29 protein-coding genes and 1 pseudogene are annotated in these 26781 nt (G+C 65.8%); 18 read left to right on the top strand and 12 right to left on the bottom strand.

Annotation, left to right across the window (positions count from 1 at the left end):
* Positions 1-74 precede the first annotated feature (74 nt).
* The 4 genes from N6C22_RS05280 to N6C22_RS05265 form a co-directional block, all read right to left on the bottom strand.
* On the bottom strand, positions 75-476 hold the full coding sequence (locus tag N6C22_RS05280; protein WP_261649913.1) for a hypothetical protein: 402 nt from the start codon (positions 474-476) through the stop codon (positions 75-77).
* A 38-nt stretch (positions 477-514) separates the two neighbouring features.
* Positions 515-898 (bottom strand): hypothetical protein, encoded by a 384-nt coding sequence (locus N6C22_RS05275; RefSeq protein WP_261649912.1) that lies wholly within the window; start codon positions 896-898, stop codon positions 515-517.
* A 37-nt stretch (positions 899-935) separates the two neighbouring features.
* Positions 936-1811, bottom strand: coding sequence for a TIGR01548 family HAD-type hydrolase (locus N6C22_RS05270; protein WP_261649911.1), 876 nt, complete (start codon positions 1809-1811; stop codon positions 936-938).
* A gap of 65 nt (positions 1812-1876) precedes the next feature.
* Positions 1877-2278, bottom strand: coding sequence for a UPF0146 family protein (locus tag N6C22_RS05265; RefSeq protein WP_261649909.1), 402 nt, complete (start codon positions 2276-2278; stop codon positions 1877-1879).
* Positions 2279-2317: 39 nt separating this feature from the next.
* On the opposite strand from N6C22_RS05265, the gene N6C22_RS05260 reads away from it, so the two are divergent.
* The gene (locus tag N6C22_RS05260) at positions 2318-2839 is read left to right on the top strand and encodes an archaemetzincin family Zn-dependent metalloprotease (RefSeq protein WP_261649907.1); all 522 of its coding nucleotides are present in this window, start codon (positions 2318-2320) and stop codon (positions 2837-2839) included.
* Between the two features lie 4 nt (positions 2840-2843).
* On the top strand, positions 2844-3554 hold the full coding sequence (locus tag N6C22_RS05255; protein ID WP_261649906.1) for a hypothetical protein: 711 nt from the start codon (positions 2844-2846) through the stop codon (positions 3552-3554).
* Here N6C22_RS05255 and N6C22_RS05250 read toward each other — a convergent pair.
* The 3 genes from N6C22_RS05250 to N6C22_RS05240 form a co-directional block, all read right to left on the bottom strand.
* The gene (locus N6C22_RS05250) at positions 3539-4855 is read right to left on the bottom strand and encodes an aryl-sulfate sulfotransferase (protein WP_261649905.1); all 1317 of its coding nucleotides are present in this window, start codon (positions 4853-4855) and stop codon (positions 3539-3541) included. The genes N6C22_RS05255 and N6C22_RS05250 overlap by 16 nt on opposite strands.
* A gap of 80 nt (positions 4856-4935) precedes the next feature.
* A complete protein-coding gene (locus tag N6C22_RS05245; protein WP_261649904.1) occupies positions 4936-6750 on the bottom strand; it encodes a ribosome biogenesis/translation initiation ATPase RLI in 1815 nt (604 codons plus the stop codon).
* 2 nt (positions 6751-6752) lie between these two features.
* Positions 6753-7082, bottom strand: a complete 330-nt coding sequence (locus N6C22_RS05240) for a hypothetical protein (protein WP_261649902.1) — start codon at positions 7080-7082, stop codon at positions 6753-6755.
* Between the two features lie 114 nt (positions 7083-7196).
* Here N6C22_RS05240 and N6C22_RS05235 point away from each other — a divergent pair, with 114 nt between their 5' ends.
* The 5 genes from N6C22_RS05235 (at position 7197) to N6C22_RS05215 (ending at position 9413) form a co-directional block, all read left to right on the top strand.
* The gene (locus N6C22_RS05235) at positions 7197-7475 is read left to right on the top strand and encodes a helix-turn-helix domain-containing protein (RefSeq protein ID WP_261649900.1); all 279 of its coding nucleotides are present in this window, start codon (positions 7197-7199) and stop codon (positions 7473-7475) included.
* A gap of 102 nt (positions 7476-7577) precedes the next feature.
* A complete protein-coding gene (locus N6C22_RS05230; RefSeq protein WP_261649899.1) occupies positions 7578-8009 on the top strand; it encodes a type IV pilin N-terminal domain-containing protein in 432 nt (143 codons plus the stop codon).
* Positions 8010-8069: 60 nt separating this feature from the next.
* Complete coding sequence (locus tag N6C22_RS05225) at positions 8070-8480, top strand: hypothetical protein (protein ID WP_261649898.1); 411 nt, start codon at positions 8070-8072, stop codon at positions 8478-8480.
* Positions 8481-8542: 62 nt separating this feature from the next.
* On the top strand, positions 8543-9073 hold the full coding sequence (locus N6C22_RS05220) for a hypothetical protein (RefSeq protein WP_261649897.1): 531 nt from the start codon (positions 8543-8545) through the stop codon (positions 9071-9073).
* Between the two features lie 109 nt (positions 9074-9182).
* Positions 9183-9413, top strand: a complete 231-nt coding sequence (locus N6C22_RS05215) for a hypothetical protein (RefSeq protein WP_261649895.1) — start codon at positions 9183-9185, stop codon at positions 9411-9413.
* Between the two features lie 27 nt (positions 9414-9440).
* On the opposite strand, the gene N6C22_RS05210 is transcribed toward N6C22_RS05215, so the two are convergent.
* Complete coding sequence (locus N6C22_RS05210; protein ID WP_261649894.1) at positions 9441-11309, bottom strand: PINc/VapC family ATPase; 1869 nt, start codon at positions 11307-11309, stop codon at positions 9441-9443.
* Positions 11310-11441: 132 nt separating this feature from the next.
* Between N6C22_RS05210 and N6C22_RS05205 the strand changes: the two genes are divergently transcribed.
* Positions 11442-13073, top strand: coding sequence for a globin-coupled sensor protein (locus tag N6C22_RS05205; protein ID WP_261649892.1), 1632 nt, complete (start codon positions 11442-11444; stop codon positions 13071-13073).
* A gap of 47 nt (positions 13074-13120) precedes the next feature.
* Positions 13121-14236 (top strand): M20 family metallopeptidase, encoded by a 1116-nt coding sequence (locus tag N6C22_RS05200; RefSeq protein ID WP_261649890.1) that lies wholly within the window; start codon positions 13121-13123, stop codon positions 14234-14236.
* Between the two features lie 44 nt (positions 14237-14280).
* Here N6C22_RS05200 and N6C22_RS05195 read toward each other — a convergent pair whose 3' ends face one another.
* Both N6C22_RS05195 and N6C22_RS05190 read right to left on the bottom strand, forming a co-directional pair.
* Positions 14281-14943, bottom strand: coding sequence for a hypothetical protein (locus tag N6C22_RS05195; protein WP_261649889.1), 663 nt, complete (start codon positions 14941-14943; stop codon positions 14281-14283).
* 76 nt (positions 14944-15019) lie between these two features.
* A complete protein-coding gene (locus N6C22_RS05190) occupies positions 15020-16174 on the bottom strand; it encodes a hypothetical protein (RefSeq protein ID WP_261649886.1) in 1155 nt (384 codons plus the stop codon).
* Between the two features lie 422 nt (positions 16175-16596).
* On the opposite strand from N6C22_RS05190, the gene N6C22_RS05185 reads away from it, so the two are divergent.
* The 6 genes and pseudogenes from N6C22_RS05185 to N6C22_RS05160 all read left to right on the top strand — a co-directional run bounded on the left by N6C22_RS05185 (position 16597) and on the right by N6C22_RS05160 (position 22772).
* Entirely contained in the window at positions 16597-18111 is a 1515-nt protein-coding gene (locus N6C22_RS05185) for a carboxypeptidase M32 (protein ID WP_261649885.1), read from the top strand.
* A 43-nt stretch (positions 18112-18154) separates the two neighbouring features.
* Entirely contained in the window at positions 18155-19372 is a 1218-nt protein-coding gene (locus N6C22_RS05180; protein ID WP_261649883.1) for a hypothetical protein, read from the top strand.
* 62 nt (positions 19373-19434) lie between these two features.
* Positions 19435-20915: pseudogene (locus tag N6C22_RS05175) on the top strand (carboxypeptidase M32).
* 72 nt (positions 20916-20987) lie between these two features.
* Positions 20988-21329 (top strand): hypothetical protein, encoded by a 342-nt coding sequence (locus N6C22_RS05170; protein ID WP_261649882.1) that lies wholly within the window; start codon positions 20988-20990, stop codon positions 21327-21329.
* A 56-nt stretch (positions 21330-21385) separates the two neighbouring features.
* Entirely contained in the window at positions 21386-22321 is a 936-nt protein-coding gene (locus N6C22_RS05165) for an ABC transporter substrate-binding protein (protein ID WP_261649880.1), read from the top strand.
* A gap of 4 nt (positions 22322-22325) precedes the next feature.
* Positions 22326-22772 carry a desampylase gene (locus tag N6C22_RS05160; RefSeq protein ID WP_261649878.1) on the top strand — a complete coding sequence of 149 codons (447 nt, stop codon included), beginning with the start codon at positions 22326-22328 and terminating at the stop codon, positions 22770-22772.
* On the opposite strand, the gene N6C22_RS05155 is transcribed toward N6C22_RS05160, so the two are convergent.
* Entirely contained in the window at positions 22769-23581 is an 813-nt protein-coding gene (locus N6C22_RS05155; protein WP_261649876.1) for a DUF4097 domain-containing protein, read from the bottom strand. The genes N6C22_RS05160 and N6C22_RS05155 overlap by 4 nt on opposite strands.
* A gap of 141 nt (positions 23582-23722) precedes the next feature.
* On the opposite strand from N6C22_RS05155, the gene N6C22_RS05150 reads away from it, so the two are divergent.
* Both N6C22_RS05150 and N6C22_RS05145 read left to right on the top strand, forming a co-directional pair.
* A complete protein-coding gene (locus tag N6C22_RS05150) occupies positions 23723-24493 on the top strand; it encodes an HAD-IIA family hydrolase (protein WP_261649875.1) in 771 nt (256 codons plus the stop codon).
* Between the two features lie 132 nt (positions 24494-24625).
* Positions 24626-24931 (top strand): hypothetical protein, encoded by a 306-nt coding sequence (locus N6C22_RS05145; RefSeq protein WP_261649872.1) that lies wholly within the window; start codon positions 24626-24628, stop codon positions 24929-24931.
* 58 nt (positions 24932-24989) lie between these two features.
* On the opposite strand, the gene N6C22_RS05140 is transcribed toward N6C22_RS05145, so the two are convergent.
* Positions 24990-25802, bottom strand: a complete 813-nt coding sequence (locus N6C22_RS05140; protein ID WP_261649870.1) for a molybdopterin-synthase adenylyltransferase MoeB — start codon at positions 25800-25802, stop codon at positions 24990-24992.
* Positions 25803-25945: 143 nt separating this feature from the next.
* Between N6C22_RS05140 and N6C22_RS05135 the strand changes: the two genes are divergently transcribed.
* A complete protein-coding gene (locus tag N6C22_RS05135) occupies positions 25946-26125 on the top strand; it encodes an HVO_0416 family zinc finger protein (protein WP_261649868.1) in 180 nt (59 codons plus the stop codon).
* Positions 26126-26781: the final 656 nt, after the last annotated feature.

Here is a 26781-nt window from a genome sequence, read left to right as displayed (position 1 = left end):
GTGTCGTGGTTGCGGATGGGAAATAAGGGTTCGGAGTCGGCAGCCCAGGCCGGTGTCAGAAGCGCGGCCGGGATTCAGGAGAACAGGCCGTGGAGCCGGTCGAACACGCCGTAGTAGATGACGACCTCGGCGACGAGGAAGAGGCCGCCGACGCTTCCGGCGACCGCGCCGAGCTGGTACTCCTGTCTGAGCTCCCAGAGCATCGTGGGGTCGAGCCGGCTGAACGCCGCGCCGGCGACGAGCAACAGCGCGAGCAGGCAGCCCGCGAACAGCCAGAGCCGGTTCGGCCGCCGCCCCTCTTTCGGGTTCTCTTTGCTCGCGACGTGGTACCCGAGCAGGAGTGTCAGGGGGAGCGCTGCGCCGATGTAGGCGACCGTGCTGAACACGTCGGGTGGGCTGAAGGTTGTGCCACCGACGACCGCAGGGGCAGCCCCGAGTGGGACGGCCCAGGAGAGACGCCGCAGTATCAGACTCATTGGGGAGAGATTGTACCGGTATCGTATAAAATTGCTATTCACTCGGGACGGTTTCGGCCGAGGCGACGGCGAACCGGCGCGGCGCTCGGCGCGAACGCGAGCCAGCCCCCGACGAGGAGCGCCGCGAGCAGCAAGAGTCCCGTCTGGAGCGTCGTCAGCGTCGGGTCCGGCGCGAGGAGCGAACCCAGTATCACTCCACCGAGGACGGTGACCGCGAACAGCCAGAGGTCCGAGATGGTTGCATCGAGCGCCCGATAGCCAGTCCGAGAGAACCAGAACCCGGCCACCAACGCCAGCAGGATGCCCGGGACGAACGACAGGAGTTGCGTGAAGGGGTCTGGTGGGGTAAGCCACGCAGGCAGCACCCACGCCAGAAGCAACAGGGGATACAGCGACCGCGAGAGGGAGGGCTGGTCGGGCATAGGCGATAGTTCCGAGAACGCGACCGAGAACCTTTCCCTACTGCTCGACGCCGAGCAGCCCCGGCAGCAGGTTCACGTCGTCGAGGATGGCCTGTGCGCCGTAGGCGACGAACTTCTGTTTGCCCTCGACACCGGTCAGGCCGCCGGTGAGGACGCCGACGCCGGTGTACGTGCGAGAATCGTCCTCCTCGTTCGCCCGGCGGGCCGTCGTCACGTCGTCGATGGTGTCGCCGACGAACACCACGTCCTCGCTGTCGAAGCGCTCCGCGAGCGTCATGAGGGCGTGCGGGTGTGGCTTACCCTCCTCCCAGTCGTCCATCGTGAAGCGGTGCTCGTCGGGAATGTCCAGCCCGACCCGCGAGAGCGCGATGTCGGCCTCGGCCGAGGGACGGCCGGTGACGACACCGACGTCGAAGTTCGCCTGGAGCACCTCGATGGTCTCGGGTTCGATGATGATCGGTTCGTCGTGGATGAACCCCTCGCAGTCGATGTCCGGCTCGCCGCCTTCGAGCGTGCGATACAGGTCGCTCCCGAGGTAGAGCTGCTGGAACACGTCGCGCAGGCGCTCGGGGTCCCACTGCTCTTTGATGCGCTCGAACGCGTTCGCGCCGACCTCGGCGCCCATGGCGAGTTCGGCGCTGTCGAGGCCGCCGCCGTGCTCGCGAATCTCGTTCGTGAACTCGTCGAGCGAGAGCGAACAGCCCTCGCGGAGCGCCAGCACGTACAGTGCCGCGGCGTACGTCAGCTCCCAGTCGTTGTTGAATCCACCGGCGTCCTTGAACGACTGGATGTCCTCTTTGCGGATGGTCTGGTCGTAGACGCGCTCGACGGACTCCACGATGGCTCGGCGATAGGAGTCCGCCACGTCCACGAGCACCCCGTCGATGTCGAGGACGACCGTGTCTGCCTCCATGTTCACGGACACTAACCTCACAGGTAATGGGCCTATCGGACCGGCAAGGCATCGTGTCGTCGAACTTACCGACCAGGGCCGGCCCGTGCGAGATACAGCGTATCGCCCGGAATCGTCTCGCGGTCGACCGGAATCGCGGGCTGGTCGCCACCCAGCGTCGTGAACACGAAGTCCGCGCCGACGCGCTTCGCGACGTCCCAGACGGGCCGGTGCAGCTCGGGCGGGAGGTTCAGCGCGTAGAGCACCTCGGCGTCGCGGTACACGTCGAGGTCGGGCGCGGTCACGTCGTCGCGGACGAACCGGACCCCCTCGGGAACCGACCGGTCGTGGATGTCGGTGGCGGTGACCCGGACCCCGCGCTCGGCGAGGCAGGCGGCCACGTCGGTCCGGTTGCCGATGCCGACCTCGACGACCGCCTCGTACTTCGCTAACCACCCGCAGAGACCGGGTGTCGAATCGGTTACCACGGCGGGATGTTTATGCCCGAAGCTGCCTTATCGTTTGGCATGCACGTCGACATCGTTCCTGTGGGTGACGTGTCCGCACCAGTCAAGCGGGCGGCATCCGAAGGGCTGCGGACGGTCTACAACTGTAACGTGACCGTTCACGAGCCCCAGTCGCTGCCCAGTGGTGCGTACGACCCCAAACGCAACCAGTACTCTGCCGAGGAGTTCATCCAGCTGGCAGAGCGCGTTGGTAACGGGGAGAAGAACATCGCCGTCACCCCCAAGGACCTCTTCTATCGCCGACGGAACTACGTCTTCGGACTGGCCTATCTCGACGGCAGCGGGAGCGTCGTCTCCACGTACCGACTGCAGACCTCCAGTGACGGTGGGTTCTCGCACAAGAGCTCCGAGGAGATCTTCGAGGACCGCATCCGCAAGGAGATCGTCCACGAGATCGGCCACACACTCGGTCTCGAACACTGCGACAACAACCGCTGCGTGATGAACTTCTCGCCGACGGTCCGCGAGGTCGACGTCAAAGAAGAGACGCTGTGTGGCACCTGCCAGCGAATGGTGCTCTGAGGTGATGCGGGGGGATGGGCTTCCGGAGGGATGGGTCCGCGAGTACGAGGGGCGACACGGGGCCGAGTTCTACCACGAGGCGCGCAACCTGACCGTCAGCGTCCTGCCGCGCTACGACTCACCTGCGGGGAGAGCCAGCGCCATGACGCCCGCGGGCTACACCGTCCGCGTTCACCGACTGTTCTCGTCCGACTTCGCCGTGCCCCTGACCGTCGGGACCACCACGACGTTCGGGGCGGCGAAAGAGCTGGCGACCGAGTACATGGAGCAGTTCTCGACCGAATTCGTCCGCAAGGGCGGCCCGAACGAGACGGTCATCATCGAGGCGCTCTCGGCCGTCGCGGACTACTCCGACGACCTGCTCGTCAGCGTCGTCCAGTCCCGGACCGGGTGGGGCCTCGCCGGTGTCGCACACTGCACGCCGGCGTCGGTCGAGGTCGTCTACCGCGAGGACGACCTGACCCTTTCCCAGTCCGAAGCGACCGGGCTGTACGAGGCGGTTCGTGACGGCGCCGTCGCGACAGCCGGCAGCGACCGACCGGTCGGCACGCTGACCACGACCGAGGCGGGCACCGTCGTCTGGCTCACGCCCGACGGCGACCCCGAAGCTGGCACCCTGTTCCTGTTCGCCCCGGACACGCCGCTGTCGGTTCCAGCGTTCTTCGAAGACACCGCCGACCTGCTCCGCGGGCGTCCCGGTCAGCGAGCCCGATAGCCCTCGACGCCCGCCACGCCGAGCAACACGATGGTCGCGAGCAACGCGTAGAGCTGTTCTGCGAGCCCGTTCGGGAGCACGTACTTCGAGATGGACACCGCCAGCTCGAGGTAGCTGCCGACCGTCGAGCCGGCGACGATGTTCGAGGACAGCTCAGCCTCCGACGCGCTCGGGCCGTCGGCGCTCCCGTCCGCGGTGGCGGGCTCGCGCGGCTGCACCCGGTCGGCCTCGTACGGCAGGTCACCCGTCTCGACCGCCCAGACGACCTCGCCGTTCTCGTCGAGTTCGACGACCCGGTCGTTGTACGAGTCGGTGACGAGCGTGTGCCCGTTCGACAGCCGGTCACCGTCGCGCGGCCAGTCGAACAGGCCGCTGCCGCCGGCCTGCCAGGTCACCTGTCCGTCTGAATCGAACTCGACGATGCGGTCGTGTTCGCTGTCGGCGACGAGCAGCGAGCCGTCGCCCAGCCGGTCGGGGTTGTGCTGTTCGTACAGCGGTCCGGCCGCGCCCGCGAACTGGTTCGGGCCGATGACCGGTTCGACCCGGACCGAGCCGTCGTCGGCCACGTGGAGTTCGACGACGGTGTCGAAGTTCCGCAGGCTCACCTGGAAGACGCCCGGTTCGATGCGGTCCACGTCGTTCATGTGCGTCCAGTCGGACTCCGGTCCCATGTCGTCGGGCCGGTCGTAGGTATCCGTGGCGTTCCACTGCCACAGTTTCTCGCCCGATTCGTCGACCGCGAACACGCGGTCGTTGCCCATGTCGACCAGCACGTACCGGGGCTCGCCATCGACCACGTAGCGGTCGGCGTCGTGGAGTTCGTGCTCGTGCTTCTCCACGTCGTACCAGGCGTACTCCCAGACCACGTCTGTGGTGTCGCGGTCGACGAGCTGGAGGGCATTGCGGACGCAGCCGTCGGTCTCGTCGCTCGCGTACGGCTCGGGACAGTCGGAATCGGGGACGGTGTCGGCGGTCGCGACCTGCACCGTCGAGGCGTTCACCGCCTCCACGTCGAAGATGTCGCCCGGCCCATCGTACTCCCAGACGACCTCGCCATCGGGCGACACCTCGATGACGCGACCCTCGTCGGCGTATCCCTGCAGGCCGATGAGCGTGTTGTGCTGGGGCCGTTCCTCGGCGACGGTCAGGCGCGGTTCGGCGGGGGCGGTAGCGTAGCCAGCGAGTGCGGTGGCCAGACAGACCAGCGCCAGGAGCGCGAACAGCCGGGCGCGGCCGCCCGGCTCACGGACGCGGGAGAGCGCCGACGTGAGCCGTCGCAGGTGGAGGGGGAGCCGTGTCACGAACTGGGAAATAGAACTGATAGCACCTTACCGCTTCGGTTCGATACGAAGGTGACAGGCGTCCGAACGGAGACAGGCGCTCAGGGCGCGTAGTAGTACTCGCCCTCGGACTTCTGCTGGCGGTCGAGCTGCGAGTCCGGCTTGTTCACCCGCGGGCGCTTGGTGCGCTCGTCGCGGCGGAACGTCACGTCGAGGTTCGCGAGGAACTCGTTCATGCCCGAGCGCATGCCCTGGGGCGTGCCCGCGTGTCCGTGCTTCGCGGGTTCGCCGTCGAACACCATCAGGCGGTCCGCGAGCAGGTCGATCATGTAGATGTCGTGGTCGATGACCATGACCGTCGCGTCCTGGCTCTCGGCGTAGCGCCGGATTGCGCGCGTGGCCTGCACGCGCTGTTCGACGTCGAGGTGCGCGGATGGCTCGTCGAGCAGGTAGAGGTCGGCGTCCTCGGAGAGACACGCCGCGATGGCGACGCGCTGGCGCTCACCGCCCGAGAGGTCGGTGAGGTTCTGCTCCATGATGCGGCCGAGCTGGAGCGGGTTGGCGATCTCGGTCTCCCAGTACGAGGAGCCGAACTGGTCCGTGATGGAGGCGAGGAACGCGTCGACCCGCATGTGCTGGTCGATCTCGATGTACTGCGGCTTGTAGGAGATGTCGAGCTCGAAGTCGATCTCGCCCTTCGTGGGCTCGATGCCACCGTTCAGCAACTGGGCGAACGTCGACTTCCCGATTCCGTTCGGGCCGACGATACCCAGGACCTCGTTCTCGCGAATCTTCCCGCCTTCGACTTCCAGACCGAACTCGCCCTCGCCGTAGCTCATCTCGAGGTCGGGGTACTCCGCGATGACCTCGCCCTTGCTGACGGTCCGCGGGGCGTGCTCCTCGAACTTGATGGCGTTCGGGCGGATGCGCATGTTCTCGTTGTCGAGGTAGCCCTTGAGGTACTCGTTGATACCGTTCCGCACCGATTTCGGCTTCGTGATGACACCGTACGCGCCGGGCTCACCGTAGGCGACGTGGAGGTTGTCCGCGAGCAGGTCGAGGATGGCCAGGTCGTGCTCGACCACCAGCATCGACCGGTCGCCGTCCTCGGCGAGGTCGCGGATGAGTCGCGCCGCGGTGACGCGCTGGCCGATGTCCAGGTACGGCGTGATCTCGTCCAGGAAGTAGAAGTCCGCGTCGCGGGCGAGCGTCGCCGCCAGGGCGACGCGCTGGAGCTCCCCACCGGAGAGGTTGTCGATGTGCTGGTCGAGCACCGGCGTGATGGAGAGGCGCTCGGCCAGCTCGTCGAGGACACCGCGCTCGTCGGCGGATTCGAGCAGCGTCCGGGTGACCCCGTCGAACTGCTTGGGGATCTGGTCGACGTACTGGGGCTTGCGGGCGACGGTCACGTCGCCGTCGCGCAGGGACTTCAGGAAGTCCTGCAACTCGGTGCCGCGGTAGCGGTCGAGAATCTCCTCCCAGTCGGGGTCGTGGCCGTAGTCCCCGAGGTTGGGCGAGAGCTCGCCCGCGAGGATGTGGACGGCCGTCGTCTTCCCGATACCGTTCGGGCCGAGGATACCCGTCACGCGCCCCGAGTCGGGCGCCGGCAGCCCGTACAGCGAGAACGCGTTCTCGCCGTAGCGGTGGGCCGGTTCCTCGTTCAGCTCCTGTGGCAGGTTGATGATCTCGATGGCGTCGAACGGGCACTTCTCGACGCAGATACCACACGTCTCGCCCAGACAGATCTCCTCGGAGATGCGCACCTGGTCGGGCTTGCCCTCCATGGCGTCCTCACCACGCAGGGTGATGCACTCCTTCCCCGTGCGGTTGGGCGGACAGTAGTTCTTGCATTCGTAGTTACAGCGGTCGGGCTGGCACCGGTCCAGGTCGACCACCGCGATGCTGTCCTCTGCCATGGTCAGTTGGCCTGTGCGCTGAGCATGATGCCCCACGTGACGAACCACATGGAGAAGGTCATGAACGCGATGAAGAGGAAGTCCTTCGCGCCGAAGTCGTCCTTGTACACGCCGAGCAGCCGCTGGATGAGGGGCTGGATGGCGATTGCGACGAGGACGACCGCCTGTGCGGGCTGGTGGAGGGAGGCTGCTGCCGGAGCCATATCCCCCGTGAGCCACGCGGAGACGAACGCTGCGGCGACGCCAGCCGCCGCCGACAGCGTCGTGCGCGTGACCGTCCCAAAGTGCTGACTCCCGGAGTCGGTGCCGGAGCCAGCTGTTTCGGTAGCCATGGTCGTTGGTGTGTGACGACTCGTAAAAAGGCGTTCGCTTGGCGATTCGCGTGTGCGCCCGCCATACCCGTTGGGGTCAATCTTTATGAGCGTGGACGCTTTCGATTCGTAACGATGGCCGCTACAACTGGGGAAGATCTCGAGGAGCTCCCGCCGAGTGCGAAGCTCGTGTTCAAAGTACTCGAGTACGACGGGCCACTCACACAGAAACAGATCGTCGAGGAGTCCATGCTCTCCGCACGAACCGTCCGGTACGCCCTCGAACGGCTACAGGACATCGATCTCGTCAACCAGGACGTGTACTTCGCCGACGCAAGACAGAGCCTCTACGAGATAGATGAGAAAGCGGTCGCGGCGGACGGCGGCGACGCAGAACCCTGCTGCGCCGAATAAGTCCACTCTCCTTTCGGTCTCAGCACTTGACAGTGACAGCTGTCCGCCGGCGAACCCGTCACAGCCGCATGCTACTTGTAGGTCGACCGCGACGCGAGTGATATGACCGACGAGGCGGAGTTCGAGCGCGCCCCACAGGAGAAGCGGACGTGGGTCATCGCGCTGGTGTTCGTGATGCTGGCCGCGAGCGTCCTCGGTGTCGGCGGTGCCTACATCTTCGGCGGCCAGGAACCGCTGAACCCACCGGACACCGAGTTCGCGTTCGAACAGACCGGCGAGACGGAGCTGCGTATCACCCACGACGGCGGGGAGGCACTGACCGCCGGCGACCTCCAGATAGTCGTCGACGGCTCGCGGACCACCTGGGACGCGACCGACTTCGGCATCGAGCCGGACGCGGAGGTCGGTGCGGGCGACTCGACGACCATCTCGGGTGTCCAGTCCGGCCAGACCGTCCAGCTCATCTACGAGCGCGGCTCGCGCAGCTACATCGTCGGCGAGTACACCCTCGCCGGCAACGAGACGAGCGCGTGAGCGCCCCGCCAGCGACACACACCGAACCGCCTTTCTCCCCGGCCTGTCGTACCACTGCCCATGAACGTCAAACGACTCGCCATCGTGGTGGTGACGCTGTTCCTCGCGAGCATCGTCGCCGGCACGGTCCAGGCGACACCTATCGCCGGCCTCTCGGAGGCCCAGCGGACCGCCATCGGCATCGCGTTCTCGACGCCGGCCGGCCTGCTCGTCTTCGGCCTCATCGGCTCGAACTTCGACACCGACGACTACCTCGCGAATCGCTCGAACGCCGGGAAGTTCGGCGACCTCGTCTTCGTGGAACTGGCCGCCTTCATCGTCGCGCTGGGTGCCGCGACCGCGTTCGAGGGCTCGCTGGGTAGTCTCGCGGGCTGGATCGGGGCGGGTTCCGGCTACTTCGCGGCGTTCCTGACGTTCACCTGGCGGGCCGGTGACTACCTGCTCGACCCGAACGCGGACGACGACGAGTGATCGAGGGATGCCGGGGTCGGACCCGGCACAAAGTACTTGGTATTGTCTAAAAAAATATATTTATGTACCGACGGACCCTCCTCGTCGCCGCGCTCGGACTACTCGGTGGCTGTCTCGGTGGAGACGCACCAGTAGCCACGACGACGACGGAGACAGCGAGCACCACGACGAATCCGACGGGCGCACCCACCGGTGTTCCGGTACCCGGTGAAGACTGTGCCGTCACCACCCTCCCCGAGGGCGAGTACCCGTCGCTTCCGGCCTCCCTGACGGAAGCCACTGCCGAGACGTTCGCCATCGATTTCGAGAAGGCGTACGCCACGGCCGAACTGGAAGCGGACGAAGACGTGAGTGTGTCCGGCTTCGACGGCTGGAACGCGAGGGTGGTAGAGCGGTTCGACTCAGGATTGCTGCTCACGGCATCGGTGCAGGTCGACTTCGGAGAATCGGGGGACGGGACTCGGACGATGCTGGGAAGCAGTCCTTCGCACGGCTGGTACTACGTGACCGAGCGGTTCGCGGCGCGAGCACCCGGCGCAGAATACGCGGAGGAGCCGCCGACGTACACCTGGGAACTCGTCGCCTGTGGGTGAGCGAGACGACAGACGACGGAGGGACACGGTGTCGTCGCCCGAACGAGCAACTGCCGGGTCGGAGGCACCGAAGACCTATGTGTCACTTCTCTGTATCCGACACGAGTGCATGTGCTCTGGAAGCTACTACAGCATGGCCCTGCTGGGCATCTTCTTCGCGCCACCCATGGTCCTCTGGCCTGTGAAACTGGCACGGTGGGACGAGATGCTGGATGCCATCGGGCGACGGTCCAGTGGACCCGTCGAACCGGCGACGTGGAAGGTCGCGCTGACGCGGTACGCCGGGGTCGTCTGGACCCTCGTCGGCGTCGGCTCGCTCGTGGCCTGTGAGTTGCTGTGACGGGCTCGAAGCGGTGACGCCCCGACCTCAAGCCGTGTGAACCGTCACGGTGTTCTTGCGGTCGATGGCACGCTCCAGTTCGTCGGCGATAGCCGAGCCACGGGAGACCTGCACCTCGCCGCCGCGGCCGACCGTCGCCGTGAACAGGTAGTCGCCGTCGGCGCGGACCTCCACAGTTTCGCCGGTGTGGCCGTCGACCGGGATGACGATGTGCCGGGACGTGATTTCGGGGGTGACGAGCTGGCCGGTGTCTTGCTGTCCTGATCCCTGGGTCTGACCGCCGCCACCGCCCGAGCCGCCGGTGCGGTAGTTCGGGTTCTCGTCGTGGGTGCGCACGTCGATGTCGATGCCGAGGCGGTTCTCGACATCGGTGATGCGGCCGCCGCCCTTGCCGATGACCGCCGAGATGTCGTCGTCCTCGACGTAGACGACCGCCCTGTTCTGGCCCTTCAGGTCGACCGAGACGTGCCCGCGGGCGATGGAGCGGATCTCGCGCTCGATCTCCTGCTTGGCGATGCGGTCGACGCCGGTGTCGCTCTTGCCGTCGTCGTCCGTGAGCGGGACGGTGACGACCTGCCGGTTGAAGGTGTAGATCTCGTACTCGGGGCGGCCCGTCTCGAACTCGTTGATGGTGATGACGGGGCGCGCGAGGTCCTCCTCGGTGAGGCCATGGGGGACCTTCACCTCGGTCTGGACGTCGTACACCTTCGCGATCTCACCGTCCTCGATGTAGACGACGGTGTCGACGACCTGCGGAATCATGCCGAGTTCCACGCGGCCGACGAGGCGCTGGAGCGCGTCGATTGCCCGAGTGGCGTGGACGACGCCGATCATCCCGACGCCGGCGAGGCGCATGTCCGCGAAGACCTCGAAGTCGTTGGTCTTCCTGACCTCGTCGTAGATGGTGTAGTCGGGGCGGACCATCAGCAGGGCGTCGGCCGTGTTGGCCATCTGGCCGTCCAGTTCCGTGTACTGGGTGATGTCCGGGCCGACCTGCAGGTCGCGCGGTTTCTCCATCGTCTTGACGGAGTAGTCGTTGTCCGAGATGAAGCGGGCGACCGCCTGGGCGAACGTGGACTTCCCGGCCCCGGGCGACCCGGAGATGAGGATGCCGCGCTGGCGCTCCAGGATGCGGTCTTTGAGCTCCCCACTGTGCTCGTAGTCCTCCATGTCGGTCTGGGCGATGGGCCGGACCGCCGTGATCTCGATACCGTCCGAGAACGGCGGGCGGGCGACCGCGATGCGGTAGTTGCGGAACTGGACGATGTCCATGCCCGTGCGCGAGAGTTCGAGGAAGCCCTCGGCGGACTCCTTGGCAGCATTGAGTATCTCGTCGGCGTACTCCGCCATGGTCGCCTCTTCGAGGGGCTCGTCGGCGATGGTGACGTAGTGCATGTCGCCGATGTCGCCGCGCTTGGCCTTCGGGACGGTGCCCGTCTTGAGGTGGACGCTCATGGTCGCCTCGTCGAAGTAGTTCTCGACAGCGAGGCGGTCTATCTCGCGGGCTTCCGCGGAGAGGAGTTCCACGTCGAGGCCCTTCGCCTGGGCGACGTGGGACTGCACCACGTCGCTGGTGAGGAAGGTCGCGCCCATGTCGGCGGCGAGGTCGCGAATCTGGGCGTCGATCTCGCCCTCGGCGGCGTGGTCGATGCTGCGGGCGTCGGGGCGCTTGCCGACGTACTCGAGCGTGATACGCCCGTCGTCGGCGAGGTCCGCGAGCCGCTGCAGCTCTTCGAGTCCCTCCCAGCCGGTGTCGAGCCCGGCGTTCGCCTGCGATTCCAGCTCTGCGACGACGGCTTCCGGGACCGAGATGGTGGCCCCCGCGTACTCGCCGGCGTCGACTTTCTCGGACACGCGGCCGTCGATGACCACGCTCGTGTCCGGTACAACGTTCATGTGCGGTGTTCGGAGGCCACGCTTCTTAAGGGCACGGACGCGAGTCCGCCGCGAATCCGGGCACCGCCATAGATTCCAGCCGAGTGAGAATCCCCCTGCGGGCTTAGGTTTCCCCGAACACGTTCGTCAGCTATGCAACCGGAACGGGAGTTCGGTCAGGGTGGACTGAACCGATTCGTCGACGCCGCCGCACTGGTCGAGGACATCGGACTGGACGCCGACGAAGTACGCTGGCGCAAGGAGTTCATCGGGTTCGACGGCGAGGACGAGCGACGACTCGCCGACCTCGAACCGCTCCTGCGCGAGCACCAGGACGCCATCGCGGACGACTTCTACGAGAACCTCCTGCAGTACGACCAGACCCGCGCCGTCATCGAGCGCTCCCCGAAGGGGGTGGAGCTGCTCAAGCAGACCCAGCGGGCCTACCTCGTCTCGCTGGCGACCGGCGACTACGACCAGCAGTACTTCGCGAACCGGGCCCGCATCGGGAAGCTCCACGAGATTCTGGACATGCCCCTCAAGCACTACGTCGGCCAGTACGGCGTCTACTACGACCTCATTCTCTCGGAGGTCGACGACCGCGTCCAGGGGCAGGTGGTCGACGCCATCGAGCAGTGGGCAGAAGAACGCGACGACGACGCGGGGGGTGGCCTCGGCAAGCTCGTCGGCGCGCTCGGCTTCGGCGACGAGGCGGCCGACGGCCTCGACGAGTCGTTCGAGGCGACGGTGCGAGACGCCATCCACGACGGCATGCAGGACGTCCTCGCCCTGTTGCGCATCATCAATCTCGACCTGCAGGTCGCGACCGACACCTACGTCGACTCCTACAGCCAGCGCCTCGAACGCGCCATCGAACGTCGCGAACAGCTCGCCCACGAGGTCGAATCGGAGGTGCAGAGCCCGGTCGAGGAGCTCCACGAGGCCTCCAGCGCGGTCTCGGAGAGCGCCCAGACCATCAGCGACCTGACCGGGAGACAGGCCGCCCAGATCCAGGCGACGGCGGGCGAACTGGACGAGGTGAGCGCGGCCGCCGAGGAGGTCGCCAGCGTGGCCGACGAGGTCCGCGCCGAGAGCGAACGGACCGAGTCGCTGGCTGCGGACGGTGCCGACGCGGCCGACGGCGCACTCGATTCGCTGGCTGCAATCGAGGAGGCAGCAGCACAGGTCGAGGACGCCGCGGCCATCCTCGAACAGCGGACCGACGACATCGACGAGGTGGTCGAACGCATCGATTCCCTCGCGGAGCGGACGTCGGTCCTGGCGACGAACGCGAACATCGAGGCGACCCGGGCCGACGCCACCAGCGACACGCTGAGCGTCATCGCGACCGAGGTGAAGTCCTTCGCCGAGCAGGCCCAGGCCGACCTCGACGAGATAGAGGAGGCGGTCGAGGGCGTGCGCGAGGCGACGACCGAGACGGTCGAGACCGTCGACGAGACCGCCGAGCAGGTCGAAGTGGGGACCGAGCAGGTCCGCGAGACGGTCGCCCACCTCGACGAGATTCACGAGTCCGCGCGGGCCACGGCTGCAGGGATGGACGACGTGGCGGCCGCCGCGGACCAGCAGGCCGAGGGCGTCGAGACGCTCGCGACCTCGGTCGAGCAGGTCGCCTCGGCTGCGGACCGGGTAGCCAGCGAGGCGGAGTCCGTCGCGGCCGCGAGCGAGGAGCAGACCGCGAACGTCGCCAGCGTCGAGATGGCGGTCCACCGCCTGACCGAGGGCGAAGAGACCGAGGAGACGCCGGTGTACGAGCAGTTCCCGTAGGTTCCCTGTCGCGAACTTTCTTGCCTGCCACGCCCGTCGCCCCCGCCATGGACGAACTCACCGCCCTCACCCGCGACCTCGTCTCGATTCCGAGCCACGACGGCGAGGCCGAAGTCGGGGATTTCATCGAGAGCTGGCTCCGCGAGCACACCGACGCCACCGTCACCAGGGACGACGCCGGCGAGCACGACGAGACCGACAGCGAACCCCGCGGCGGCAACGTCATCGCCCGGAAGGGCTCCGGGGAGAGGAGCCTCGCCCTCGTCGGCCACCACGACGTGGTGCCCCCAGACGAGTCGCAGGTCGACGCTAGCGGCGACTACGTCGTCTATCAGGAGGACGGCCGGCTCTACGGCCGCGGGAGCGCGGACATGAAGGGTGCGGTCGCGGCTGCCATGCTGGCCTTCCGCGACGCGGACCCCGACTGCGAACTCGTGTTCGCCTCCTTCGTCGGTGAGGAAGTGGGCGGGGTCGGGGCCCGGTACGCCATCGAGCAGGGATTCGCGCCGGACCACGCCCTCGTCGCAGAGGGCTCGACCGGGTACGACTCTCCCGAAGGAATCGTCGACGTGGCGCTGGCGCACAAGGGCCGCCGCGGGAGCACCGTCACGGCCCGCGGGTCGGCCGCCCACGCCAGCGAGCCCCACCTGGGCGAGAACGCCATCTACCGCGGCTGCGAGGCCGTCGAGCGCATCAAGAACCTGGACTGGCCGACCACCGAAGCCGCCGGAGAGACGCTGGAGGGGAGCGTCGTCGTCACCGAAATCGACGGTGGATCGGCCTGGAACGTCGTCCCCGAGACCTGCGAGATAACCGTCGACGAGCGAACCGTCCCGGGCGAGCGCGCCGCCCTCGAATCCGTCGAGGAACTCGAGGACGTCGAGTGGACTGTCGTGCAGGACCTCCCGCCGATGCGCTGCGACGACGATGAGTTTGCCGACGCGGTGCTGGAAGCGGTTCGAGAGGTGCAGTCTGGCCAGGGCCAGCACGTCACCAAACCCCACGCGACCGACGCTGGCTGGCTCGCACAGGCTGGAACCGAGTGCATCGTCTGTGGCCCCAGCGAACCCGGTGAGGCCCACACCCGCGACGAGAGCGTGAGTCTGGCCGTGCTGGAGACCTGTTACGAGGCGTATCTGGAGTTAGCGGAGAGGTGGTGCTAGCCGGCGCGTCAACCTCGAAGGAGGTGGTGAGCGAGAGAGGGGGACTACTCTACGACGATAGTGAAACCCCACTCGTGACTCGTTAACTCGTCGTCGTCCCCACTCGGACTGGTTCGAAGGGTGTCGGCCGCCCGGTAGCGACCGGCGGGGAAGCACGATGGGTTCCCAGGGCTGTTCAATAGCCGATACGACGTTTCGATGGTATCTCCCGCTTCGAGGTCGACCTGGACGGCGACCTGGTTGATCACCTCGACCGTAGTCGTCGCAGTCCAGCACCCGTCCGCGGGCGTTTCGGGGACGAAGTGCTCCTCACTCCCGTCTGCTGGAACGTAATATCGGCCGCCGTCGACGTCCAGTGGGTCCGGGATGAGCAGGAGCTGAGCGTCACCGTTTCTGGCCGCTGCAGTTGGAGAGCCGAACGGTCTGTATGGGCCGAATTCGACTTCCTGGTCGACGTTCGTTGTGACTGCTATCTGGAGGGTTGGGGGGCGTGACTTCTCGGAATCGGATACGAGCTCGACAGTCGTCTCCAACTGCGAGTCATCCGGAATCGAAACGTCGGCGATGTCGAGTGCCCTATCGAACCCTGAATCCGTCGTCGAGGTACTGGTCGTCCCATCCGAGGTGGGGGCTGAATCCGATAGACAGCCTGCGAGTGCAACTGAAGATGCTGATCCGAGGGCTTTGAGGACCAATCGTCGGTTCATAGTGTTGTTTTCTAAATTTGCGGGGATTAGTCGTGGAGCGCTTCCTCCGAATGACGGTATGTCTCACAAACACCAATTAACTGATGGTGTCTCGACTCTGCTGTGGGATTTTGAATTCGAACTCCTTTTCGACGTACTCTGCGGACGTCGCTATCCCTTTCCTATCAGATGTCTTCACGCCAGCGTGAACACCGGCGATGTAGACATTACCGTTCTGTTTCAGGAAATGTGGCGCACCCGAATCGCCACGTTCCGTTCCTGGTTTACTGGTCACGAACTGGACGTCGTAGTCATCCGGGCCGAATCGAGCAGAGAGAGGCTCGACAAAGTGTAATCCAGTCCTTTGACCCTGAACATACAGTGACTTCCCGTCGCCCATCCGGTTGTATACACCGAGGAACGTAACGATACCATCGATCGGTTCAGATTTCCTCCCCCCATAGTCGTTCGCCAGTTTTGTACCTGCAGAGATTCCGTCTTCGTGGAACGAGTATCCGGCGTCGAAGTAGTCGGTGTTTTTATGCCACCCATGGTCCCCGATGAGGTCCCCCTCGTTGGGTTGGAGAACCTTATTCTCACCCTGGGCTGGCTCCATAACGTGGCCGGCAGTCACCATCAACTGATTCCCATTCCTGTTTAATTCCGCACCACAGGTCGACGTGGCAGGGTAATCTGCAAGATCTACTGCGATTCCAATTTGACACCCACCAGGGATACTTCCGTCGTAGTTACTGTCGTAGAAGGCTTGAGGCTCGACTTCGACCGTTTCGAAATCAACCCGGAATTCTCTACTATACACAGAGTGGCCCTCTCCGACAGCGCCCGTTACACGGTCGGGTATGACTGACTGAACCTGAGAAAGGTCGCTTCGGGTTCGGTCCCCCTCGGTCGACTGCGTAGAGACGACGACGATTCGGTTGGCGACGGAGTCACCGTCAGAACGAATCTCGACACCTAGGTCTTTTCGCCCTCTGAACTCCGCTTTGAGGAGGTTTCGAATCTTACTGACGCCATCAAGCGCAGACTGATTAATCTCCCACTTGTCTCGTGGAATCGTCCGATATACGGGCGCACGACCATGGGCATCTGTGTCTTCGACTGTCGCTTCCGGGTTATTGAAGGCTAAGAGTTCGACGTATGGGATGTTGTCGTCCAGATCGCCGACGGTTTTCGCGAGAGTCTCTTGTGAAAGGTACTCGAGGGTGATTCCAGATATTCCGAGTCCAGACAACGATTTAATGAACCGCCTTCGGCCCATATTCGATAGCTTCTAAATTTTTCTTGTCATGCATTCCAGAGGTGATTACCGCCAATACATATGGTTTTTGATTGTACTATTCTGCCTTGGATTTAAGGAAGAAAAGTGACAGTTCTTACAACACTAAGCCAAATATTTGAGTTGAGATTTGACGATGGATTTTAACCCAGCACCCAGCACGACCCCACTTTAGGGGAAACTCACGCTCGAGGAGCTGAGGGTAAAAGTCGGCCAAAACCCACCGTCAACTGGCGGGGTCACTCCGAACCGGTCGAGAGACCGTGACCGACCGCTGAGGCAGTCTGACACCTCGTCACCGGGGACTGTGTCTCTGCTGGCAGAGAACGTAACCCACACCGCGAGATTGATGGGTTTCGAACCGAAACTGTCGCGACATGGCAACCGAAGCCGCCACTGAAGAGTCAGGGGACCTCTACGAGGAGTTCCTCTCGACGGTCCAGCGCCTCTCGAACGTCGGGTACGCCCAGCAGGTCCTGAACTGGGACCAGGAGGTCATGATGCCCGAGGAGGGGACACGCGCCCGCTCCCAGCAGCTCTCTGCCCTCTCGGCTATCGGCCACGAACTGCTCACCAGCGACGAGATGGCCGGCTACCTCGACGACCTCGAGGCCGCCGACCTCGACCCCGAGCAGGAGGCGGTCGTCCGCGAGATTCGCCGGAAGCACGAGCGCGCGACCCGCGTCCCGACCGAACTCGTCCAAGAGATTTCGGAGACGACCTCCGAGGCCCACCCGAAGTGGAAGAAGGCCAAGGCGGAGGACGACTTCTCCATCTTCGCCCCCAGCCTCGAGAAGCTGGTCGAACTGAAGAAGGAGTACGCCGAGTACATCGACCCCGACAAGGACCCCTACGAGGTCCTGTTCGAGGACTACGAGCCGTACCTCGGCCTCGATACCGCCGAGGAGACCCTGGCGCAGCTCCGTGAGGACCTCGTCCCGCTCGTCGAGGACATCCGCGACTCCGATGTCGAACTCGCCACCCCGTTCGAGGGCGAGTTCGACGCCGACACCCAGGAGGAACTGGCCCGTGACGTGCTCGACACCGTCGGCTACGACTGGGACCGCGGCCGCCTCGACGTGGCACCGCACCCGTTCTCCACCGGCACGCAGTTCGACGCCCGCGTGACCACGCGGTTCAACCCGGCGGACCCGCTGGGCGCGCTCACCTCGACCATCCACGAGTTCGGCCACGCCAGCTACACGCTCGGCCTGCCGGACGAGCACTACGGGACGCCGCTGGGCGAGGCCCGCGACCTGACCGTCCACGAGTCCCAGAGCCGCCTCTGGGAGAACCACATCGGGCGCTCGGAGGCGTTCTGGGAGCGCTTCCTGCCGGCGATGAAAGAGCGCTTCCCGCAGCTCGAGGACGCCACCCCGCGTGACGTGTACGAGGCCGCGAACACGGTGAAGGAGGACAACCTCATCCGCGTCGAGGCGGACGAACTCACCTACCACATGCACATCGTGGTCCGCTTCGAGATCGAGCGCGAACTCATCTCGGGCGACCTCGACGTCGAGGACGTCCCTGAAGCGTGGAACGACAAGTACGAGCAGTACCTCGGCATCCGCCCCGACACCGACGCGGAGGGCTGCCTGCAGGACATCCACTGGAGCCACGGCTCCTTCGGCTACTTCTCGACGTACTCGCTCGGGTCGGTCCTCGCGGCGCAGCTCTACGACGCCGCCGAGGACGACATCGACGACCTCGAATCGAAGGTCCGCGAGGGCGACTTCGAGGAGCTCCACGCCTGGCTCACGGACAAGATTCACCGCCACGGCAAGCGCTACACGACCGACGACCTCGTCCGCGAGGCCACGGGTGAGGAGTTCACGGCCGACTACTTCGTCGACTACGTCGAGTCGAAGTACGGGGCGCTGTACGACCTGTAGCTTCCCCGTAATCTTTTTGCGGAGCTTCCAAGTACTGAGGGGCATGCCCCAGCCCTCCAGGCGTGCATTCCTCAGCGGCGTCACCGGCGGTGTGAGCCTCCTCGCCGGCTGTGGCGGGACCATCCAGAATCGCCCCGACCGGTTCAGCGTCACCCCGACGCGGACGACCCGACCGGCTAACCCTGAGGCACCATCGCTCGACCCGGGTGACCTCCAGCGGCGTGTCGAACCGCCAGACAGTGGCTCGTTCGTCCGGGCGTACGACCAGCGCGGGCTCCAGTTCCTGGTCGACCCGAGCAGCCTCGTCATGCAGACGGTCCCAGACGACGAGCTCACGCTGCGAATCCGGGCACAGGGATACCCCGCGCCGGAGCCGGGCGAGGTGTACGACGAGAAGCGAGTCACCGTCGAGCCCGCGGCCGACGGTCGGACGGGCGTGACGGTGCCGCTGGACCCGCGTGCGGCCCCGGACCACCGGACCGTCTACTACACCGTCGCGTTGCTTCCTGGTGGCGACGCCGAGGAGTCCGCGCCCGTCCACCTCCACGAGACGGACCCGTTCCTCGTGAGCGCGGACAGTATCACGGCGGTCCGGTCCCAGGCGTCCGAAGAGCTGGCCGACGTCGAGAACGACAGCGGCGCGCGCCGGACCAGCGTCGAGGGCGCAATCCGCGTGGAGTACCCTGTCGGGGACCACCGCATCGCGCTCTCGGTCCCCAAGTCAGCCTACCTGCGGGCCGGGCACTACGCCTTCCAGACACTGGCCCCACAGTCACTCGTCTCGGCGTCCGTGCGCAACGGCGTCGTCCCCCGGCTCGCCCGGAGCATCGTCGGGCAGGCGTCTGCCGATGGCGTCGCGAGCACACCCCGCGAGCTGGTGAACCACGCCATCGACGTGGTGCAGGCACTGCCGAACGGCCCCAAATCGGTGACCGAGAGCTACGACAGCAACCGGAAGTCGCTCGCGCAAACTGTCACCGAGCTCGGCGGTGACAGCGAGGACCGGTCGTTGTTGCTGGCCGGCCTCCTGGCGACTGCACCGTTCGATCTGGACGTGGTGATGATGGTCGTCGACGGTAACGCGGCTGAGGGGGTCGGTCACGCGGCCGTGGGGCTGCGAGACGACTCGGCGACGGGCGACACCTACACACTCGACGGTCGGACCTACGCCTTCGTCGAGACGACCGAGCTCGGGTGGGACGTCGGTGAGGCCCCGACGGCGTACCGGGACGCCCCGGTCGAGTGGTATCGTCCCATCTGAGTCGTCCTGCTCGCAGCGGTTGACCCCCGACGTTGATTACCGCGTCGGCCCCAGTGTGAGATATGGCAGCATACGACGACCTGCTCGACCGGTATCGCCGCCTCTCCAATATCGGGAACGCCGCCGGGCTGTTGAACTGGGACCAGCAGGTGATGATGCCCGACGGGGGACACCCGCGCGCTCCCAGCAACTCGCCGCGCTCTCGACCACGCGACACGAGTTGCTGGTGAGCGACGAGACCGCCGACCTGCTCGACGCCGCCGACCAGGAGGGACTCGAACCCGACGAGCAGGCCGTCGTCCGCGAGGTTCGACGCGAGTACGAGCGCGAGACCGACGTGCCGAGCGCCCTCGTCGACGAACTCACGCGCACCCAGTCCGACGCCCAGGAGACCTGGCAGGAGGCGAAAGCCGAGAGCGACTTCGAGGCGTTCGCACCGACCCTCCAGAGCCTCCGAGACCTCCACCGCGAGCGCGCCGGACACATCGACGAGTCGAAATCGCCCTACGAGGTCATGTTCGAGGACGGCGAGCCCTACCTCCCGCTCTCGCGGGTCGAGCAGGTGTTCGAGGAGCTGAAAGCCGAGCTCCCCGACCTCATCGAGGCGATTCGGGCGTCCGATAGCGAGGTCGCGTGGCCCTTCGAGGGGAGCTACAGCGAGGACGCCCAGCTGGGCCTCTGCGAGGACGCGCTCGACTTCCTCGGCTACGACTGGGACCGCGGCCGGCTCGACACCGCCCCGCACCCGTTCATGTCCGGCAACCAGTTCGACGCCCGCATCACGACCCGGTTCAAAGACGGCGAACCACTCGACGCCCTGACCGCGGCCATCCACGAGTTCGGCCACGCGACCTACCAGCTGGGCCTGCGCGACGACGCCTACGCGACACCCCTCGGGGAACCGCGTTCCTCGGGGGTTCACGAGTCCCAGAGCCGCTTCTGGGAGAATCACGTGGGGCGGTCCCGGGCGTTCTGGGAGGCGTTCCTCCCGAAGTTCACCGACCGGTTCCCACAGCATTCTGATGCCACGGTCGACGAGATCTACCAGGCCGTGAACAAGGTCCGCCCGGACAACCGCATCCGCGTCGAGGCCGACGAGATAACCTACCACCTCCACATCATCCTGCGCTGTGAGATCGACCGCGCCTTCGTCGAGGGCGACCTCGCCGCCGACGAGATTCCCGCGACCTGGAACGCGAAGATGGCCGACTACCTCGGGATTCGCCCCCGGAACGACGCCGAGGGCTGCCTGCAGGACATCCACTGGTCCTACAGCTTCGCCGGCTTCCAGAACTACACCGTCGGGAGCGTCCTCGCGGCGCAACTGGCGGCCGCCATGGAAGACGACATCGGCGACCTCGACGGGCACATCCGCCGCGGCGAGTTCGAGCCCATGCACGAGTGGCTCACCGAGAACGTCCACGAACACGGCTGCCGGTACACCACGGACGAACTCATCGAGGAGGCGACCGGCGAACCCCTGACTGCCGAGTACTATCTCGACCACGTCCGCGAGAAGTACGGCGAGCTGTACGACCTGTAGCGCGGGGCGACCGGCCATCGCGGGCGGGTCAGTTCGACAAGCTTGAAATCACCCGGGAGAGAGCCCCCACACATGAGTCGTGCACAATCGGTCCGTCACGCGAAGTTCGCCCTCGGCGGGGCCGTCGCCCTCTTCGCCCTCCTCGTGGTCGCGACACTCGGCCTCGGGGTGACCGTCGGTGACCTCACCCAGCGCAACACCCTGGTCGCCGGGATGGGCGGCATCATCGCCCTCGTCGGCCTGCAGTACCTCGTCTACGCCGAAGCCTACTCGGCCTGGCTCGCCGGGCTCATGGCGGGCGAGACCGACTACGACGCGGTCGAGGTGGACCCCGACGACGTGAAACAACGAAAGCGCGGTGGCCTGCTCATGGTCGTCGGTGGCGTCCTCGCCATCGTCATCTCCGTCCTCTGACTGCGGTGACTGCCGCCGACACGCCTTTTATCTCGGCTCGCACCGGACTGGCCAGTATGAACGTCGTGACGCTGTTGCCTGCCGCGACGGAGATAGTCTACGCGCTCGGGGTGGAGCCCGTCGGCGTCTCGCACGAGTGCGACTACCCGCCGGCGGCACAGGACCTGCCCGTGGTCGAGTACAGCCACGTCGATGCGAGCGCCAGCAGCGACGACATCGACCAGCAGGTGCACGAGGCCCAGTCCGAGCACGGGAGCGTCTACGGCATCGACGTCGACCTGCTGGACGACCTCGACCCGGACCTCGTCGTCACGCAGGGCATGTGCGACGTGTGTGCCGTCGACGAGGTGCTCGTCGAGGAGGCCATCGACGCCATCGACGCGACTCCCGAGGTACTCACGACCGACCCACACAGCCTCTCCGACATCTACGACGACATCCAGCGCATCGGGGCCGCACTCGGCAAGCAGGCCGACGCCGCCGACTTCGTCGACTCGCTCCGGTCGCGGGTCGCCGCGGTCGAGGAACGCAGCAGGGGGGACGGCTGCGAACAGCAACATCTCGCCGTGCTGGACTGGACCGACCCCGTGATGGTCGCGGGTCACTGGGTGCCCGAACTCGCCCACCGCGCGAACTGCGAGTACGGGATGGCCGCCCCCGGCGACCGGTCCATCCCTCGCGAGTGGGACGACCTGCTGCGGTACGACCCGGACGTGCTCGTGGTCGCACCCTGCGGATTCGACCTCGACCAGACCCGGCGGAACCTGGGCGACCTGACCGAGCGCGAGGGCTGGGAGAACCTGACCGCGGTCCAGGAGGGGAACGTCTGGGCCATCGACGGCGACCAGTACATGAACCGCCCCGGCCCACGGGCCGTGGACTCGCTGGAGATTCTCGCGAGCGTCGTGCACCCCGAGGCGTTCGAGCGCCCGCCCGAGTCCGCCGCCCAGCCGCTATCGACACTGTACGAGCGCCGGTTCGGGACGGTCTGACCGGATGGGGAACCGACACCTTCTGCTCCCGGACGACTGCCGGAGCCACCTTCTCGCGCACGCCCGGGCCGTCGCCCCTGACGAGGCCTGTGGCGTCCTCGGCGGCACGGAGGACCCGGACGGCGACCGGACGGTGACGAGCGTCCACCCCGTCACGAACGTCGCGGACAGCCCGCGAACCCGGTACGAACTCGACCCCACGGAGACGGTCCACGTCATCGACAAACTGGAAGAGTCGGGGCACGACGTCGTCGGTTTCTACCACTCGCATCCAGCCGGGCCCGCCGGGCCGAGCTCGACCGACCGGGCACAGGCGACGTGGAAGGGAAAGGTGTACTGTATCGTCTCACTGGCCGGGGAGACCACGGAGAAGGACGCCGCGACCATCGGCGCGTGGGTCTGGACGGGCGACGAGTTCGAGACACTGCAGACGGGAGACGACCGCGATTAGCGGGCCCGGATGGTCACGTCACCGTTGCTCGACTGCACCCGGATGAGCGGGCTGTTCCCGCCGTTGATGTTCCCCTGGACCTCGTTGTCGTCCCAGGTGGTCGTCACGAGTTCGATGTCGCGCCAGGTCACCTCGCCGTTGCTCGTCTTCGCCTCGAGGGCGGCCTGCAACGACGGGTCGAGGCGCGCCGTCACGTCGCCGTTCGACGACCGGACCTCGGCGTCCCCACGCAGGCCGAGCACGTCCACGTCCACTGCACCGTTCGTGCTGACCGCCGCGTCGAGCCCCTGGATGTTCCTGGCCGTGACGTCGCCGTTGGTCGAGCGCAGCGTGACGTAGCCCTCGACGTCGGTGACCTGGACGTCGCCGTTGTCCGTCTCGGCCACGAGGTCACCGGCGACGTTCTCGACGATGATGTCGCCGTTCGCAGTCTTCGCGCCGACGACCCGGACACCCTCCGGGACGCGGATTCGGAGGTCGACAGAGACACTCAGCGGGATGAAGCCACTGGCGTCGATGCTCGCGACGACCCGGTTCTCCGCACCGGTCTCGACGTCGACGCTCACCCGGTCGAACTCCGAGCGCGGTCCGTTCGTCTGCATCGTGTACGCGACATCGAGCTGCTCGCCGTAGGTCGGTTCGACCAGCACGTCGCCGTTGCTCGTCTCGACGACAAGGGTGCCGCCGTCGACGACGTAGGAATCCGACCGGACCTCGGTGCTCACCGCGAGTCCGGTACAGCCGGCGAGGCCGAGGGTGAGCGCCGCGGCCCCGGCACCGATGAGATCTCTCCGCGAGAATGATTGCATGGGACATATTCGCCGGCTGAGACGATAAAGCGCGCCTGAGCCGTGTCAACTCCCGTCCGGCAGTTGCTGGTGGCGACTTGCTGGTGGCCGTCTGCTGGTGCCAGGGGCAGCGTTACAACCCCGGCGGGTGAATCCCCGCCAATGACGCGACGCGCGGCCATCGTGGACCTCGACGGGACCGTCTGGCGCAGCGAGCAACTGATACCCGGCGCAGACGAGGGCGTGCTCGCATTGCGGGACGCCGGGGTCGCGGTCCGGTTCGTCACCAATAGCACCAGCGTGGACCGGGGACGGTTCCCCGCGACCCTGGAATCGCTCGGCATCCCGGGGGACATCGGCGGCCTCTCCTCCTCCGCGTCGGCCACCGCGACCTACCTCGCCGAGCACCACCCCGACGCCGACGTGTTCGTCGTCGGTCACGCGGTCCTGCACGAAGAGATTCAGGACGCCGGCCTCACCGTCGTCGAATCGGGCGACGCCGACGTGGTCGCCGCCGGGAAGGCCTACGACATCAGCCACGAGTTGCTGACCGAGACGCTCAGGGCGTTCCACAAGGGGACCCTGTTCGTCGCGACGAACCCCGACCGGACCTACCCCACGCCGGAGGGACTGGAACCCGGTGCTGGCGCGACCATCGGTGCCATCGAGGGCATGACCGGCCGCGACCCGCTGGTCATCGGGAAACCCTCCGAGCACATGGCCGATGCCGTCTGTGAAACACTCGGTGTGAAACCGAGCGAGTGCCTCGTCGTCGGCGACAACCTGCACACTGACATCCTGATGGGCGAGCGTGCCGGGATGGAGACCGTGCTGGTACTGACGGGCGCGACGACGCGGGAGGAGGCGGTGGCATCGGACGTCCAGCCGGACCACATTCTGGAGTCGCTGGGGGACATCGAGGAGATCCTGTAGGCGGCCTTCCGGAGTTCTCGAACCCATCTGTCCACTCCACGGGACGGAGTTCAGATAGACGACAAGAACGATTCGAGAGCGTGGATTAGACAGCGGAGAAAACTTATCAGTAACAAGGAACTTGAAACGCGTATGGACGGAGACGGTGGAGACGACGGGGGAATGGACAGGTTCGAACTGGGAGCGCTGATCGGAGACTACGTCCCCGGGATGGAACGACCCCACGGAGAGTCTGTGGATTCCGAGTCGTCAGTCCTCGAGTCGATGGGATACGTCGACGGTGAAGTGGGAACGCACAGGACCGGTAGTGATTCGACGGACTCGAGAACTGAAACCCTCAAGGCGGTCCTCATCACGTCAATGGTACTATTCTTCGGACTGAGTCTCCTGTACTTCCTCCTGACAGGGATATTGGCTATCCTCGGCGTGCAACTGTAGTGGGTGGGTCCACCGGGACACAGCCCTGAATCCAGAATTTCGAGAACCCGGTGAAACCTCACTCGATAGCACACGTCTCTGCGTAGTCCACGTCCGCGACCGACCCGATCTGTGGTTCGTCCCCGCACACCGGGCAGTCGGGGTTCTGGCGCACCGGCACCTCGTCGAAGCTCATGTCCATGGCGTCGTACAGCAACAGCCTGTCATCGAGACTCTCGCCGGCCCCGAGTACCTTCTTGACGGCCTCGGTCGCCATGATGCAGCCCAGCGTTCCGGGCAATACGCCGAGGACGCCGGTCGTGGCACAGTCGGCGACGGTGCCGGGTTCGGGTGCTTCCGGGAACACGCACCGGTAGCAGGGCGCACCCGGTTCGTAGGTGGTCGCCTGCCCCTCGAACTTGTAGATGGCCCCGTGGACGAACGGGGTCTCCGAGAGCACACACGCGTCGTTCACGAGGTAGCGCGTCGCGAAGTTGTCGCTCCCGTCGACGACGAGGTCGTACTCCGCGACGAGGTCGGTCACGTTGTCGGGGCCGACGCGGGTCTCGTGCACGTCGACGGTCACGTCGGGGTTCAGGTCGCGGACGAACCGGGCGGCGCTCTCGGCCTTGGGTTCGCCTACGTCCGCGTCGCGGTGGATGACCTGTCGCTGGAGGTTCGAGCGTTCGACCACGTCGTCGTCCGCGATACCAAGACGGCCGACGCCCGCGGCGGCGAGGTACTCGATGACGGGTGAGCCGAGGCCACCCGCGCCGACACAGAGGACGGCCGCGTCGAGGAGACGCTCCTGACCCTCGGGGCCGACCTCGTCCATGATGATGTGCCGGGAGTAGCGGTCGAGCTGCGTCGGATCGAGACTGAGGCCGGTCATACTGCGTCTTCGGTCGGTGGGGGAAAAACTCTCACGCCTCGCTCGGGACGGGGTTTGGGCATTAGTATGCTAAATATTGCCTAGGCGTGTTTTGTGGTGTCACACCACAATCGTTTAATACGTGGTGTGCTTTACCATGTCACATGGCGTCCGCACCCCAATCCGGTGACGACGTGTTCGACCAATTCCTCGCAGACCGCGGTCACGAGACAGAACCGGTAGGGTGGGATCGAAGTTACAACAAGCTCCAGTGCCCCGATTGTATGGCGCTCCACGACGAGGCCGCCGACGACTGCGGGGTCTGTGGCTGGGCACCGAACTGACCCCAGCGACAGCGCGGCCCGATGAACAGGGACCGACCAGTACCGCGTAGATGACCGACCGGTGGTCGTGGCGGCGGACCGCGCGCGACCACGGGTAGCACTTCTTTCGACAGTAGTAATCACCGTAAGCAGCGCGGCCCAGCCGCACACCCCGCCGTCAACAGTTCAATCGGGCGGACTTCCGCCGAAGTTGATACCACGGTAACCCTCCAGAGACCACCCAGCCTTTCCCATTCATGGCCGTTCGAGCGGGCCGTGGTATCATCTACCTGAGAACCGGCAACCGAGGTCACTAGGGGGAAACATTATTAAAGATAATTCCATCTCCACAGAATGGAGATTCAAATGCCGGAATGCCAGAACTGCGGGTCTTTCGTCACAGATGCGTATGCCAGAGTGTTCACACCACGAGGCATCGAGGACCCCCGTGTCTGTCCTAACTGCAAGGACAAGATCCGTGACGGAAGCGACGTACGAGAGGCTCGTTCTCCTCGAAACAACTAGTACCGTCTACAGATCGAGGACCGTCTACAGACCGTTCGCGACCCGGCCGTTCATCCGCCGTTCTCACGTCGGATTTTCACCATCCTGCGGCGCCGTTGGTATCGCCTCACAGGGGGCGGAGCAAACCCATGGCTCTTATCCGTGTCGGCCCC

Source organism: Haloarchaeobius sp. HME9146, from assembly GCF_025399835.1.
Classification (GTDB): domain Archaea; phylum Halobacteriota; class Halobacteria; order Halobacteriales; family Natrialbaceae; genus Haloarchaeobius.
Note: the sequence above shows the minus strand (reverse complement) of the source record. Positions and strands in the feature narration are given on the sequence as shown.